Raw genomic sequence first — 14,678 nt, 5'->3', positions numbered from 1 at the left:
GGCCTAGACGTCCGGCGGCCCGTCGGCAATGGCGCGAAGCTCTACGACCTGGGAGTACTTCACGATGCTGGAGCAGATCTCCACCGCCCGTTCCTCACTCGCCACATCAACCACCCAGTAGCCCACCAGCGATTCCTTGGACTCGGCGTAGGGTCCGTCCGTGGTGACCACCCCGTCCGGAGTCTGCTTGACGAGCTTGGCCGTGCTCCCGTCCGCGAGCCCTGCGTTGAAGACGAGTTCCCCGCTGGCCGTGAGGTCCTTGTCGATCTGGATCATGAATCCAATCATTTCCCGGACCCACTCAGGGTTGGCCGTCTCCATCATGCCTTCAGCGGATCCGAACATCATGATCATGTATTTCATCTCAAACTCCTTGTCAGGGACGCTCCGGTGCGGGCGCCTTCATCCATGGGTCGGAACAGCGGGCGGCATTCCTACATGCGGGGTGGAACTTCTTTTGGTGGTTCTCAGGCTCGTGCGATCACTTCGCCATTGGGGATGAGGAAGTAGCCGTCCGAGGTAGCGCCCCAGCGGTGCCATCCGGCGGCAATCCGGGCAAGATCAGCCTCGTTCGCCAAACCATACTCCAACGCCTGCTCAGCGAACGCGGAGTGCAGCACCCGCTCGCTCCAAACCCGTGACTGCCAGGCCCGCTGCTGGGCTGTGGCGTACAGCCAGTTGCTGCTGCTGGGGGCCACTTGGGTAAACCCGGCCTGCTGCGCCCACGAAACCAAGCGCCTGCCGGCGTCGGGCTCTGCACCGTTACGCCGGGCGATCTTTTGGTAGAGCGACATCCATTCATCCAGCTCTGGAACTTCCGGGTACCAACTCATTCCGTGAAAATCAGCGTCGCGGACAGCAACGATTGCACCCGGTTTGGCCACGCGCCGCATCTCACGCAGCGCGGCTACGGGGTCGGTCAAGTGCTGAAGGACCTGGTGGGCGTGGACGAGGTCGAAAGACTCGTCCTCGAAGTCCAGGTCATAGATGTTGCCAGTGCGGAACTCAACGTTCCCCACCCCCCGCTCGGCGGCCAGTTCGGTTGCCTGGGCCACGACGTCGGGCGAACGGTCCAGACCAACCACTTGCCCGGGGGCCACCAACCCGGCGAAATCGCACGTGATGCTTCCTGGTCCGCATCCGACGTCGAGCACTGACGTTCCGGCAAGGAGGTGGGGAATGACGAATGCAGCCGAGTTCTCGGCTGTTCGCGAGGCATGGGCCCGGACAACCGACTCGTGGTGTCCATGGGTATAGACGTCTTCGGGCTGCTGCTGAGCGTTCATAGGGAAACGCTACAACTTGCAACACGGATTTGAGCGGAACGCGGCTCAGCCGGGTTCCGGGTGCGTGGCTTCCTGCCGAGCGGCCAACGTAGCCTCCACCATGTCCGTCATGAATCGGGTAACCAGGTCCAGTTCCTCGGGACTGTACGCGGCCATGGCTTGGCCCATGCGAACGGCCAACGGCATGAACATGGCGCTTCCGTCCCGATAGGCCTTGGGTGTCATGCGCAACTGCACCTGGCGCCGATCGGTACCCAGGCGCTCGCGGACCACGTGCCCTGAGGCGTGCAGCCGGTCCACAAGTGCCGTCGTTGCCGGGGAGCTGAGCCGTAGTTCGGCGCGTAGGACCCCCGGCGTGACAACGTGCCCCGCGGCGGAATGGCGAATGATCACGGCCAAGGCGTTGAGGTCGGTTCGGTGCATGTCGTTCTTGCCGCCCGCTGCGTCCACATAGTGGTTGGCTTCCAAAGTGAAGTCCTGGAGCAGGCGAACCAGCTCTTGTGGTGCGGCGTTTTCCGGGCGCTGGGTTCCGGTCTGTTCCGGGTTTGGCTGGGTGCCGCCCTGTTCCGGGCCTGCCTGGGGGACTCTCGGGTCAGACATGTGCACCCTCCTGTCCGCGCTGCTCATGGCCCATCTGCATGAGCTTTCGTCTTCCTGACATTGCTTTCCGGATATTACTCCCGGCACTGCGCAACAACCCTATCCGGGCACCACCGCCAGAAGCAGATCTTGGAATAGTTCCATGATAGAGATAATCTATAGTGGAATAAAGCTCAGCCGTCCCACGATGAAGAAGGAACCATGAACCCGCACAAAGTCCCCTTATGGTTGCGTTGGCTCCTGCCCGTCGTCCTGGTCATTACATGGCTCGGCATTGCGGGCGTTGGAGGCCCCACGTTCGGACGCCTGGACGAGGTCTCCTCCAACGACCAAGCCTCGTTCTTGCCGGCGGGCGCTGAAGCCACTGAAGCCGGGGACTGGCAGGCCAAATTTCGCGACTCCAAAGAAATCCCTGCTGTGGTCATTCTTGAAAGCGATGCTGCACTGACCCCGCCGCAATTGGGCGAAGCGGCAAAGCTGAAAGCCGGCATTCAGGCACTCCGGCTGGGGAGCGCCGTCGTCGGCCCCATTCCATCGCAGGACGGCAACGCGGTGCAGTTCATCGTGCCTGTGTCCTCCTCCAATGAGTTGCGGACCCACGTCCAGGAACTGCGCGATGCCGTGCGCTCCGGCGTTCCGGGCGTCCACGCCTTTGTCACTGGCCCAGCCGGGCTGACCGCAGACCTCGTCAACGCCTTTGGCGGCATCGATGGAATCCTGCTGCTGGTCGCCTTGGGTGCCGTCTTTGTGATCCTGCTGCTGGTCTATCGCTCGCTGGTGCTGCCCCTGGCCGTTCTGTTCACCTCAATGTTCGCGCTGTGTGCAGCCATCCTCCTGGTGTTCGGCATGGCCAAGATGGGCTGGATACAGCTCAACGGCCAGAGCCAAGGGATCTTGTCCATCCTGGTGATAGGCGCGGCCACCGACTACGCACTGCTGTTCGTGGCGAGGTTCCGCGAAGCCCTCACGCACACCAGCAACCGCACGCGCGCCGTCGTCACGGCCTGGAAGAAGTCCTTCGAACCGATCCTTGCCTCGGGCGCCACTGTCATCGTCGCCCTTCTCTGCTTGCTTTTCTCGGACCTGAACTCCAACAAGGCGCTCGGACCCGTAGCCGCGGCCGGCATCCTCTGCGCGCTGTTCGCGGCACTGACGCTGTTGCCGGCGCTGATGGCCCTGCTGGGGCGTGCGGCCTTCTGGCCTTTCCGGCCCAAGCTACTGCCCGACGACGAACGCGAACCTGAGATTGCCACCGGACTTGAAGGGCAGAAGGGCCTGTGGCGGGGTGTGGGTACGTTGGTCTCCAAGCGTCCGCGGGTTGTCTGGGTGGCCTCGACGCTCATCTTGCTGGTTGCAGCCACGGGCGTCCTCCAGGTGAAGGCCAACGGTGTTCCGCAAACCGATGTTATCCTCTCCGCGTCCGATGCCGTTGATGGCCAAAAGGCACTCGCGCGCCATTTCGACGCCGGCAGCGGCAGCCCCGCCGTCGTGGTCGCTTCGCAAAGTGCAGCAGGGCAAGTCCTTGAGAAAGTGAAAGCCACACAGGGCGTGGGTGATGCGTATCTGTTGGCTGAGGGGAGCGTTCCGCTGACCGGGGCGCCCGGGGCGCCGAGTGAACCCGCCGTCCGGGATGGCAAGGTCCTGATCAACGCGACGCTTAATTCGGCCGCGGACTCGGTGGACGCGGAGAACACCGTGAAGTCCCTGCGTTCAGCAGTCAAAGTTGCGGATCCCGGGGCGTTGGTAGGAGGCGTCACGGCCATTGCCCTGGACACCAACACCACGGCTCAACATGACTTGGCTGTCATCATTCCGATCGTCCTCGTGGTCATCTTTTTCATCCTGATGCTGCTGCTCCACTCTGTGGTTGCGCCCCTGTTGCTGGTGCTTTCCGTGGTGGTGTCCTATGCCGCGGCTATGGGCGTCTCCGCGTGGGTCTTCAACGGTGTGTTCAAGTTCTCCGGTGCCGATGCCACCGTGCCGCTGTTCGGCTTCGTGTTCCTCGTGGCCCTTGGGGTGGACTACAACATCTTCCTGATGAGCCGTGTCAGGGAAGAATCCCTCAAACATGGGACGAGGCCCGGCATCCTGCGGGGGCTGGCAGTGACCGGCGGTGTCATCACCTCCGCAGGTGTTGTTTTGGCTGCGACCTTCGCGGCACTTGGAGTCATCCCCATCATGTTCTTGGTGCAACTCGCGTTCATTGTGGCCTTCGGCGTGCTGTTGGATACTGTGCTGGTCCGATCGCTTCTGGTGCCGGCGTTGGCGTATGACATCGGAGCCCGCATCTGGTGGCCGGGGAAATTGGCCCGCCGGCCTGTGCCTTTGGCAAAGGCAGCCGAGGAGGAGCGGGCTGTCTCGCGGTTTTGAGACGTGTTTGAACGGTCCCGGTAACCCATGGGAGCGTAGCTTCATGGGCAAGGTACACGGTGCAATTGACGAGCGGATAGCGAAATTCATCAACCGGCAGGTGGTCTTTTTCGTCGCGACCGCGCCGCTGTCCGCCGATGCCCATGTCAATGTGTCCCCGCGGGGATTGCCCGGCACGTTCGCAGTGCTCGATGAGAAGACCTTCGCCTGGCTCGACGTTACCGGCAGCGGCAGCGAGACAATCGCCCATCTCCGGGAGAACGGCCGGATCACCGTCATGTTCTGCGCTTTCGACGGGCCACCGAACATTGTCCGGCTCCATGGCAAAGGGCGGGTGGTCAGCCGGTACGACCCCGACTTTGACTCCTTTGCCGCACACTTCGAGGACAAACCCGGCGCCCGCGCCGTCATCGTCGTCGATGTCACCAGGGTCTCGGATTCATGCGGCTGGGGCGTGCCGCTCATGACCTTTGAGGGCCATCGCGAACTCCTCGGGCCCTATTTCAGCCGTAAAGGAGCACAAGGTAGCGTCGAGTACCGGGTGGCAAAGAACCGCGTCAGTATCGACGGGCTGGCGGCTTACGACTTTGACCCCATGCAAACAGGGAAGGCGTGAGAAGGCGGCCGCTATACTCGGTGCATCGACGGGTGTTGATAGGCCAGGCCAGCGAACGGGAGCGCCATGAGCGCAGTGGATAGCGAACAACTGATCATCATCGGGTCCGGTCCTGCCGGCTACACGGCCGCGATCTATGCCGCCAGGGCCGGGTTGCACCCCTTGGTTTTGGCCGGCTCGGTCACTGCCGGTGGCGCGCTGATGAACACCACCGACGTCGAAAACTTCCCTGGCTTCCCAGCTGGAATCCAAGGCCCTGAGCTGATGGACGGGCTCCAGGAGCAGGCGGAAAAGTTCGGCGCCCGGATAGTGTTCGACGACGTCACTGAGGTGGATCTCAAGGGCCACCTCAAGCGCGTGGTCACCGGCGCCGGCGAGACTCACGAGGCAACTGCGGTGATTCTTGCGACCGGTTCCGCGTACAAGGAGCTGGGCCTGCCCGAGGAGAAGAAGCTCAGCGGACACGGGGTGTCATGGTGCGCCACCTGCGATGGCTTTTTCTTCCGTGAGCAGGACATCATCGTTGTTGGTGGTGGGGACTCGGCCATGGAGGAGGCAACGTTCCTGACCCGTTTCGGGAAGTCAGTGACCGTAGTGGTCCGAAAGGGCGAGCTGCGGGCATCGCGGATCATGGCCCAGCGCGCCAAGGACAACCCCAAGATCAGCTTCGCTTGGAACTCAACCATTACGGCGATTCATGGAGACGCGAAGGTCACAGGCGTCACGCTGCAGGACACCCGTACAGGTGAAACCCGCGAGCAGGCCGCCACCGGGATCTTCGTGGCTATCGGCCACGTGCCGCGCACTGAGCTGCTGGCAGGCCAAGTGGAGCTGGATGCCGAGGGTTACATCAAGGTCGAGTCGCCCACCACGCTCACCAACCTGAGCGGCGTTTTCGCCTGCGGAGACGCCGTCGACCACCGCTACCGCCAGGCGATCACTGCCGCGGGCAGCGGTTGCGCCGCAGCCCTTGACGCCGAACGCTACTTGGCAGCGCTCGACGACGCCGACAGCATCGCCACGGCGTTGGTGGAGGAACCCACCCACTTTTGAAGCCGGCAGCCCGGCGGCAATGTTCAGGCGCTGACGGTGTTCCGTTCACGGAAGCTGTCCGCCGCATAGACTCCCAGAACACGGACCTCGGTGGTGAAGAATTCGAGCTCTTCCAACGCCCGCCGGAGGCGCGGTTCCTCGGGGTGGCCTTCGACATCGGAGATGAACATGGTGGCCGCAAACTCGTCGCCCACCATGTAGCTTTCCAGCCGCGTCATGTTCAGGCCGTTGGTCGCAAAGCCACCGAGTGCTTTGTACAAGGCCGAGGGGACGTTGCGTACCCGGAACACGAACGTGGTGATGGCCGGGCCCGGGAGCTCCTCCTTGGTGGGAAGCTCCCGTTCCCGGGCCAACACCACGAACCGCGTGGTGTTGCTCGGGTCATCCTCGACGCCGGACGCCAGGACGTCGAGCCCGTAAAGTCCTGCTGCAAGCGGCGGAGCCAGGGATAGCTTGCGGGGGTCGTTCCAGTCCCGCACCTCTCGGGCCGAGCCTGCCGTGTCCCCTGCGATGACGGGCTTGAGCCCGGCCTCGCGGATGATCCTGCGGCACTGGCCGAGGGCGTGAATGTGGCTGTGCACTTCCGTGGCACCCTCGATGGTGCTTCCCGGGATCCCCAGAAGGTCAAAGCGGATGGGCAGGAAGTACTCGCCGACGATCTGCAGCTTGGACTTCGGCAGCAGGACGTGGATGTCCGCAACCCGGCCCGCGATTGAGTTCTCAATGGGGATCATCGCCAGATCCACATCGCCGGTGGAGACGAGTTCGAACGCGTCCTCAAAGCTTGCGCAAGGCACGCTTTCGAGTTCGGGGAACATCTCCTTGCACGCGAGATCCGAATTGGCTCCCGGCTCGCCTTGGTACGCAATCTTCTGGGACATGCTGCTCATAATTTCACGGCGTGTGCGCGGCAACCCAAACGCGTCCACCCTATGACCCCCCTCGGCGCAGATCGCCCAACTAGGGGACAGATAACGCCGCTATGAGGGCTCATTGCGACGTTATCTGTCCCGTAGTTGGGTGCGAAGACTACTGAATCAGCCATTGATGATCTGTGGGACGCCGAGGGCCTTGAGGCCTTCGGCGCCGAACTCCAGTCCGTAGCCGGACTGCTTGGCGCCGCCGAAGGGAATGCGCGGGTCCACGGCGCCATGCTTGTTGATCCACACGGTCCCGGCCTGGATGCGGGAAGCGACGTCGCGGGCGGCGTTCAGGTCGGAGGACCAGACCGAGGCGCCGAGTCCGACGTCGAGCGCGTTGGCTTTGGCGACGGCCTCGTCAACGGTGCTGTACTTGATGATCGGCAGGGCCGGCCCGAACTGTTCCTCGGCCACCAACGGGTTGTCGTTGTCGATGTCCGCCACCAGCGTGGTGGGGTAGAAGTTGCCGGGCTGATCGGCGTCCGGGTTGCCGCCCATGAGGATCCTGGCGCCGGAGTCGCGGGCCGCCTCAACCAGCCGGGCGACGATCTCGTACTGCTGACGGTTCTGCAACGGACCAAGAACGTTCGCTTCATCCAAGCCGTTGCCCATCGGCATCGCAGCGGCGACAGCGGCGAGTTCGGTGCATACGGCGTCGTATTGGGACTCGTGGACGTAGAGGCGTTTGAGTGCAGCGCAGGTTTGGCCCGTGTTGATGAACGCTCCCCAGAACAACCCCTCGGCAATGGCTTTGGGGTCGGAGTCGGGCAGGACGATGCCGGCGTCGTTGCCGCCGAGCTCCAGGGTGAGGCGTTTGACGGTGTCCGCCGAGGACCGGATGATCGCCTTGCCCGTGGCAGTTGAACCCGTGAACATGACCTTGCCGATCGCGTCGTGGGAGGCCAGTGCTTCACCGACGTCGCGGCCGCCGGACACCACGGTCAGCAGGCCTTCAGGCAACTCTTGGTTGATGATCGCGGCGAGTGCGAGCACGGACAGGGGAGTGTATTCGGACGGCTTGACCACCACGGCGTTGCCCATGCGCAATGCCGGGGCGATCTGCCAAACGGTGATCATCATGGGCCAGTTCCACGGCCCGATCGCGCCGACAACGCCGATGGGCCGGTACTGCAGTTCGGCGCGGGTTTCGCCGTCGTCCACCACGGTTTCGGGATCCAAGGCCGTGGCGGCTGTGGCGCGGAGCCACGCTGCGCACGCGCCCACTTCGAAGCGGGCGTTGGGGCCGTTGAGGGGTTTGCCTTGTTCGCGCGAGAGCAGGTGGGCCAGTTCCTCCGCGGAACGTTCGACGGCGTCGGCAGCCTTCATCAGCGCGGCGGATCTGGCGTCGTGGCCCAAGGCAGCCCATGCAGGTTGCGCTGCAATGGCGGCGTCGATGGCAGTTTGAAGGTCCTCGACGGTGTGTACGGGTGCTTCGCCAACAGCCTCGCCAGTGGCAGGGTCAAAGATGGTGCGGCTGTTCTGGTCGGTTGCTGGGGTGATCGAGGCCAGCAGGGCGTCGTAAGTCTCCATGGGAACTCCGCTCGGTAGTGAGTCTTGGCGGCCAGTCAGGCGCGCGGCGATGTTTCAAGTGTGGTCGGCATCACGCGGAGAAGCTTGTCGTTGAACGAACAGCCCTTGACCGGAAGCGAAGGGTTTCTTCCCCGGCGGTCCTGCCGCATAATCGACCCTGTGACTCTTGCCTCCCTTGCAGCCTTCGCCGGCCTCTGCCTGGTCCTCTCGGTGACGCCCGGGCCGGACACATTCCTTGTGCTGCGTATCGCGTTGAACAGACCAAGCGCGGGGGTTGCGGCGGCAGCGGGCTCGGCCGGTGCGGCCATTGTATGGGCGGCCTTGGTGGGCCTGGGCTTGGCAGCTGTCCTGGAGCAGTCGGCGGAGCTTTTCCGTTGGGTCAAGATCGCAGGCGGCCTCTATTTGCTGTACCTGGGCCTGTCCTCCTTGATCAAAACCCGCAGGGCGGCAAAGGCGGTAGGCAGTGAGGACTCCGGCAAAGATGCGCCCCTCGCTTACAGTCGGCTGTCTGCCTTCGGCGCAGGAGCGTTCTCAACGTTGCTCAACCCGAAGGTCGGCCTGTTCTACTTGGCGGTGGTTCCCCAGTTCGTTCCCCACGGTGGCAACACTTTTGTGAACTCACTCATGCTGGGAGCGGTTGAGGCCGTGGTGGCCTTTGCCTATCTCACGATGGTCGCCGTTATCGCTTTCAAGGCGATGCGCTGGCTGAAGCGTCCCAAGGTGAGTACCGCCGTCGAGCGCACCAGCAGTGGCATCATTGCCGGACTTGGCGTGGGAGTGGTTGCTTCCGGCGCCGCGAGCTAGCTACTCCCTAAGCCGCCAGCAGCCTGAGGTAGTTATCCAGCTGGCCTGCCAAATCCCGCGAAAAGTGCTCGTCCGGGGACAGCGCGGCGACGATTTGTGCGCCCAGCATCATGTTCAGCAGGTGGTCGGCGACGGCGGCGTCCCCCACCGGGGTGGCGATCTCTCCGGCTGCCCGGGCTGCTGCGGCATGGCCGGCAATGGTGCCGTGCCACAGCCGCATGGACTGGCTATGCAGGGCGGCCATGTCCGGATCATTGAGCGCCTTTTGCCAGAACGGGATCACAATGCGTGCCTCGTTGACGCGTTCTTCGTCCAGCGGAAGCACCTCCGAGCAGAACGCCCGCAAGGCTGCGACCCCTGAAAGACCCTCCGTGACGGTGGCGATGCGCTGGTTGGTCCGGTTGAAAACGTGCCCGAATGCGGAGGTCAGCAGCTGGTCCTTGGTGGGGAAGTAGGGCTTCAAGGCTCCATTGGCGAACCCTGCCTCCTCCGCGATTTCCCGCAGGGTGGCGCCCTCGATGCCGAGTCTTGCGATGATCCGCCATGTGGCATCGACCAGTTCCAGGCGTCGTTGATCGTGGTCGACAATCTTTGGCACGGTATAGGGCTCCAGGAAAAAATCGGCGGACAGGTCTTGTGACTCATCTTACGTTTTGGTTATTCTCTACAGCAATAGAAAATAAATCCAGACCCTTCGCGGTCGCGGGAAAAGAGGCCACCATGACGCCCACCACCACAGAGACAGCAAGCCAGTACAGCCTGGCCACGGGAGCCGAGATCTCCCAGGTCCAGGCCATCCTGCAAACCGCGGGTCACCTGGGCCCCGAAAAGCGGATCGCTTACTTGGGTTTGGTGGATCCTTCGCGCGGATCTTCGGTCGAAGACCGGCGGTTCCGTGTCTTCATCCACGACATCTCCGGCGGTGCTCCTACGGATGTGCTGGTTTCGGTCACCAGCGGAGAGGTCCTGTCCTCCCTTGAGCTGGACACCAAGGTCTCCGGCGAGCTTCCCGTGCTTGAGGAGGAGTTCGAGGTGGTTGAAACGTTGTTAGCTACCGATGAGCGCTGGTTGGCGGCTTTGGATGCGCGTGGGCTGGACGTGGAAAAGGTCCGGGTAGCACCCCTCTCGGCCGGCGTCTTTGAGTACGACGATGAGCGGGGCCGCCGGATCCTGCGGGGGCTGGCTTTTGTACAGGATTTCCCGGAAGACAGTGCTTGGGCGCATCCGGTGGATGGGTTGGTGGCGTACGTGGATGTGGTCGGGAAGGTAGTCACCCAGGTCATTGACCTCGAGGTGATGCCGATCCCCGCGGAACACGGCAACTACACGGATCCGGAATTGACCGGCCCGCTGCGGGAATCGCAGAAGCCGATCAGCATCACCCAGCCCGAAGGTCCGAGCTTCACCGTGACCGGCGGGAACCATGTGGAGTGGGAAAAGTGGAGCGTGGATGTCGGCTTCGACGTGCGCGAAGGAGTTGTCCTCCACAACCTTGCTTTCCGGGACGGCGAGCGGCTCCGCCCCATCATCAACCGTGCTTCGATCGCCGAAATGGTGGTCCCGTACGGCGATCCCTCACCGATCAGGTCCTGGCAGAACTACTTCGATACCGGAGAATATCTGGTGGGGCAGTACGCCAATTCCCTTGAATTGGGCTGCGACTGCCTGGGGGACATCACCTACCTGAGCCCGGTCATCAGCGATGCATTCGGTAATCCGCGCGAGATCCGTAACGGCATCTGCATGCACGAGGAAGACTGGGGCATCCTCTCCAAGCACTCCGACCTCTGGAGCGGCATCAACTACACCCGCCGTAACCGCCGCCTGGTGATCTCCTTCTTCACCACCATCGGCAACTATGACTACGGCTTCTACTGGTACCTGTACCTGGACGGGACCATCGAATTCGAAGCCAAAGCCACCGGCGTTGTGTTCACATCCGCGTTCCCCGAAGGCGGCTCCGACAACATCTCCCAGCTGGCCCCCGGCTTGGGTGCCCCGTTCCACCAGCACTTGTTCAGTGCACGCTTGGACATGGCGATTGACGGGTTTACCAACCGGGTGGAGGAAGAAGATGTGGTCCGCCAGGCAATGGGGCCGGGCAACAAGCGCGGCAATGCCTTTTCCCGCAAGCGCACTGTCCTGGCCCGGGAATCGGAGGCCGTCCGCGAAGCGGATGCGCGTGTGGGCCGAACGTGGATCATCTCCAACCCGGAATCCCGGAATCGTTTGGGCGAACCGGTTGGGTACAAGCTCCACGCCCATAACCAACCCACGCTCTTGGCCGATCCCGGTTCTTCCATAGCCAAGCGCGCGGCTTTCGCAACCAAGGATCTGTGGGTCACCCGGTATGCGGACGGGGAACGGTACCCCACCGGGGACTTCGTGAACCAGCACGCCGGTGGCGCGGGCCTGCCGGCCTACGTCGCGCAGGATCGCGACATCGACGGCCAGGACATCGTGGTGTGGCATACGTTCGGCCTGACCCACTTCCCGCGCGTGGAGGACTGGCCGATCATGCCCGTTGACACCGTGGGCTTCAGGCTACGCCCGGAAGGTTTTTTCGATCGCAGCCCCGTCTTGGACGTCCCAGCCAACCCATCGGCAAGTTGCCACAACGCTGCGGGTTCCGGTGACGCTGCCGGCTCCGGTGCCGCGGGCCACTGTCACTGACGCGACCATGGAATGACAGGATGACAGCGTTCGCAGGGCGGGTCCGTTCAGCCGGACCCGTCCTGCACACCCGGATCTGTGCGGCGCTCACCGTCGTTTCATGCATGGTGCACCTATGGCTCGCTGCCTCCGGCCACCACGACGCATGGTTGGCCCTTCTTATGGTCGGATTGGCAGCTGTGTGCATCCCTTGCGCGGTCCATATTTGGCGGCACTGCCGGGTCGGCGCCCTGCACCAGGTGACCGCCGCCGCCGTCGTCATGGTGGGGCTTCATGCGTTCCTGCTTCTGGGCGCCGCCGGCGGCGGACACGTCCACGGCGGAAGGCCGGCGTCGACCTTTACCGGTACTGGCGGCACCTCGGATACCGCAGATGCCGCTGGGCTGCTGCTGGTGATCGGCGTGGAAATCACGACGGCGTTGCTCGCCGCCACCCTGGTAGCCCGCCTTCGGCGCCGAACGGCAAAGGCCATCGCGGTTTCCTGAGGGTCAGGACGCGACGGCAGCAGCCTCTTTGGACCGGCTGCGGTACGCCGCCAAGAAGTGGTCGATCCTGCGCACGGCCTCCTCGATGTCGCCCACGGCGGGCAGGATCACGAACCTGAAGTGGTCGGGCGTGGGCCAGTTGAACGCAGTGCCATGGGAGACCAGGATTTTCTGTTCCTGCAGGAGTTGAAGGACGAACTTCTCATCGCTCTCGATCGGGTAGATCTCCGGGTCCAACTTGGGGAACAGGTACATTGCCCCCGCCGCCGGCACGCAAGAAACGCCCGGGATGGCGGTCAGCAACTTCCACGCCAGATCCCGTTGCTCGCGTAGGCGGCCACCGGGACGGATGAGGGCCTCGATGCTTTGGTAACCACCAAGGCACGTCTGGATGGCATGCTGGGCCGGGACGTTGGCGCACAACCTCAGCGAAGCCAGCAACTCCAAGGACTCCCGGTAGGCAGCCGTAGCAGCAAATGGCCCCGTCACGGCAACCCATCCGGCCCGGTATCCGGGCATCCGGTATGCCTTGGACAGGCCACTGTATGTCAGTACACACACGTCAGGGGCCACGGCTGCGGTGTGAATATGGGGTGCGTCGACGTAGCGGATTTTTTCGTAGATCTCATCGGAGAACAGGACCAGATCGTGCTTCCGTGCAAGGGCGGCGAACTGCTCCAGGATGTGCTGCGGGTACACGGCGCCGGTGGGATTGTTTGGGTTGATGATCACGATGCCGCGGGTACGCGGGGTGATTTTCGCTTCGACGTCGGCCATGTCCGGCCACCAGTTCTGCTCCTCATCACAGAGGTAGTGCACGGGCTGCCCGCCGGTGAGCGTCACCGCAGCTGTCCAGAGGGGATAGTCCGGGGCGGGGATGAGGATTTCGTCCCCGTTCTCCATGAAGGCCTGGAGGGTCATGGAAATCAGTTCGCTGACCCCATTGCCCACAAACACGTCTTCGACGCCGATGCTCATGAGTCCGCGTGTTTGGTAGTACTGGGAAATCGCGGTGCGGGCAGAAAAGATACCCTTCGAATCGCTGTACCCCTGTGCGCCGCGAAGGTGATGGATCATGTCCACCACCACCGACTCCGGCGCCTCCAACCCGAAGGGAGCAGTGTCCCCGAGGTTCATCTTGAGGATGCGGTGCCCCTCGGCCTCCATGGCCTTCGCCGCTTGGAGGATGGGCCCACGGAGTTCATAGCGGACGTTCTGGAGTTTGCTGGAGTGCTGCATCGGACGCATGGTTGATCATTTCATGTCAGCGCTCGGCAGGAAAACGCTCCAACGTTTCCTCCCACCACGCCACAGTGACAGCGGCCGCTTCCGTCAGCGGGGTAGGTTCCTGACCCAGGAGCTGCTGGCTTTCGGTGGAATCCATGACGAACGGGCGCTCGAACTGATAGAGCATCTCAGCGAGTTCCCGCATGTCGGTGGAGAAGAGGCCGAGCCCCCGCAGTGCCCAAGCCGGCACCGCGGAAACCTTCGGCGCGGACACGCCGGCTGCTTGCGCGTACGCCGCAGCCATTTCGCGTTGGGTCACCGCGGGCCCGGTAGGCGCATGAAGCACCGAGTTCCAGAGCCCTGGCCGTTGAGCTGCGGCGATCATGGCGGCAGCCAAGTCAGGGACATAGGTGAACGAGTGAGGTTGGTCTGCATTGGCCAGCACTTGGACGGTCTTTCCCCTCAAGACCAACGGCACCATGCGCTCGCCGGCATGGGCCATCCTCACGTACGGCCCAAAGAAGTCACCCGCCACTACGCTCACAGTATCCGCAGCGTGCGCTTCGCGCGCTTTCAGCAGTTCGGTCCGGATGCCACGTTTGCCTCCCGTTGCTTCGCGCGGGCCTGCCTCCTTCATCACGTGATCAGGCTCGCTATACGAGTACAGGCTTTCGGGGAAAACGACGACGGCGCCCGCAGCTTTGGCCGCCGTCATCACCACTTGTTCGGCCCGGGGGAGTTCGGCACGCCAGGCTGCGGCACGGTAGGCGGAGCCGTGGATGCAGTGAAACACGGCAGCGGCACCTTCCAGTGCTGGTGCCAACTGTGACGGATCGGAGACGTCTACCCGCATCCTCTGGATCAAAGGATGATCAGGTCCGCTGCCGGAGCGCGTCAGCACGCGCACCTCATGTCCTTGCTGCGCCAACTGCTCGGCGATGGTGTATCCGACTGGCCCTGCTCCGGTGACGACGTACATGGTGTGGCCTTCCTAAGGGGGATGATCGTAGCGAGAGCACTGCTCTCTGAAATCAGAATGCCTCTGCGTTGCTTGAAAGTCAAGAGCAGTGCTCTCCTTTGTTGACACTGCTCTCGGTTCTCGGCAGGCTGGGTT

Annotated in this window: 14 protein-coding genes; 6 read left to right on the top strand and 8 right to left on the bottom strand. The window is 63.2% G+C overall.

The window, feature by feature from the left end:
• Positions 1-3: 3 nt before the first annotated feature.
• The 3 genes from QRN42_RS03825 to QRN42_RS03815 all read right to left on the bottom strand — a co-directional run bounded on the left by QRN42_RS03825 (position 4) and on the right by QRN42_RS03815 (position 1,886).
• Entirely contained in the window at positions 4-363 is a 360-nt protein-coding gene (locus tag QRN42_RS03825; protein WP_284977354.1) for a YciI family protein, read from the bottom strand.
• Between the two features lie 104 nt (positions 364-467).
• Complete coding sequence (locus QRN42_RS03820) at positions 468-1,286, bottom strand: methyltransferase domain-containing protein (protein WP_284978164.1); 819 nt, start codon at positions 1,284-1,286, stop codon at positions 468-470.
• Between the two features lie 45 nt (positions 1,287-1,331).
• Positions 1,332-1,886: a MarR family winged helix-turn-helix transcriptional regulator gene (locus QRN42_RS03815; protein WP_284978163.1), complete on the bottom strand. Its 555-nt coding sequence runs from the start codon at positions 1,884-1,886 to the stop codon at positions 1,332-1,334.
• A gap of 201 nt (positions 1,887-2,087) precedes the next feature.
• On the opposite strand from QRN42_RS03815, the gene QRN42_RS03810 reads away from it, so the two are divergent.
• From QRN42_RS03810 to trxB, 3 genes are all read left to right on the top strand, one after another.
• Positions 2,088-4,256, top strand: a complete 2,169-nt coding sequence (locus tag QRN42_RS03810) for an MMPL family transporter (RefSeq protein ID WP_284978162.1) — start codon at positions 2,088-2,090, stop codon at positions 4,254-4,256.
• Between the two features lie 43 nt (positions 4,257-4,299).
• Positions 4,300-4,872 carry a pyridoxamine 5'-phosphate oxidase family protein gene (locus QRN42_RS03805; RefSeq protein WP_284978160.1) on the top strand — a complete coding sequence of 191 codons (573 nt, stop codon included), beginning with the start codon at positions 4,300-4,302 and terminating at the stop codon, positions 4,870-4,872.
• Between the two features lie 75 nt (positions 4,873-4,947).
• Positions 4,948-5,925: a thioredoxin-disulfide reductase gene (trxB, locus tag QRN42_RS03800; protein WP_284978239.1), complete on the top strand. Its 978-nt coding sequence runs from the start codon at positions 4,948-4,950 to the stop codon at positions 5,923-5,925.
• A gap of 23 nt (positions 5,926-5,948) precedes the next feature.
• Here trxB and QRN42_RS03795 read toward each other — a convergent pair whose 3' ends face one another.
• Both QRN42_RS03795 and QRN42_RS03790 read right to left on the bottom strand, forming a co-directional pair.
• Positions 5,949-6,806 carry a prephenate dehydratase gene (locus QRN42_RS03795; protein WP_284978159.1) on the bottom strand — a complete coding sequence of 286 codons (858 nt, stop codon included), beginning with the start codon at positions 6,804-6,806 and terminating at the stop codon, positions 5,949-5,951.
• A 156-nt stretch (positions 6,807-6,962) separates the two neighbouring features.
• Positions 6,963-8,375 carry an aldehyde dehydrogenase family protein gene (locus QRN42_RS03790; RefSeq protein ID WP_284978158.1) on the bottom strand — a complete coding sequence of 471 codons (1,413 nt, stop codon included), beginning with the start codon at positions 8,373-8,375 and terminating at the stop codon, positions 6,963-6,965.
• 159 nt (positions 8,376-8,534) lie between these two features.
• Between QRN42_RS03790 and QRN42_RS03785 the strand changes: the two genes are divergently transcribed.
• On the top strand, positions 8,535-9,179 hold the full coding sequence (locus QRN42_RS03785) for a LysE family translocator (protein WP_284978157.1): 645 nt from the start codon (positions 8,535-8,537) through the stop codon (positions 9,177-9,179).
• A gap of 7 nt (positions 9,180-9,186) precedes the next feature.
• On the opposite strand, the gene QRN42_RS03780 is transcribed toward QRN42_RS03785, so the two are convergent.
• Complete coding sequence (locus QRN42_RS03780; protein ID WP_284978156.1) at positions 9,187-9,777, bottom strand: TetR/AcrR family transcriptional regulator; 591 nt, start codon at positions 9,775-9,777, stop codon at positions 9,187-9,189.
• Positions 9,778-9,899: 122 nt separating this feature from the next.
• Between QRN42_RS03780 and QRN42_RS03775 the strand changes: the two genes are divergently transcribed.
• Together QRN42_RS03775 and QRN42_RS03770 are read left to right on the top strand one after the other, a co-directional pair.
• A complete protein-coding gene (locus tag QRN42_RS03775) occupies positions 9,900-11,852 on the top strand; it encodes a primary-amine oxidase (RefSeq protein ID WP_284978155.1) in 1,953 nt (650 codons plus the stop codon).
• A 20-nt stretch (positions 11,853-11,872) separates the two neighbouring features.
• Positions 11,873-12,337 (top strand): hypothetical protein, encoded by a 465-nt coding sequence (locus QRN42_RS03770; RefSeq protein ID WP_284978154.1) that lies wholly within the window; start codon positions 11,873-11,875, stop codon positions 12,335-12,337.
• A gap of 3 nt (positions 12,338-12,340) precedes the next feature.
• Here the strand turns inward: QRN42_RS03770 and QRN42_RS03765 are convergent, their stop codons facing one another.
• Positions 12,341-13,585, bottom strand: coding sequence for a pyridoxal phosphate-dependent aminotransferase (locus QRN42_RS03765; protein WP_284978153.1), 1,245 nt, complete (start codon positions 13,583-13,585; stop codon positions 12,341-12,343).
• Between the two features lie 16 nt (positions 13,586-13,601).
• Positions 13,602-14,543 carry an NAD-dependent epimerase/dehydratase family protein gene (locus tag QRN42_RS03760; RefSeq protein WP_284978152.1) on the bottom strand — a complete coding sequence of 314 codons (942 nt, stop codon included), beginning with the start codon at positions 14,541-14,543 and terminating at the stop codon, positions 13,602-13,604.
• Between the last annotated feature and the right edge of the window lie 135 nt (positions 14,544-14,678).

The organism is Arthrobacter sp. fls2-241-R2A-200 (assembly GCF_030209745.1).
GTDB lineage: Bacteria > Actinomycetota > Actinomycetes > Actinomycetales > Micrococcaceae > Arthrobacter.
This window is presented reverse-complemented; position numbering and strand designations above follow the sequence as displayed.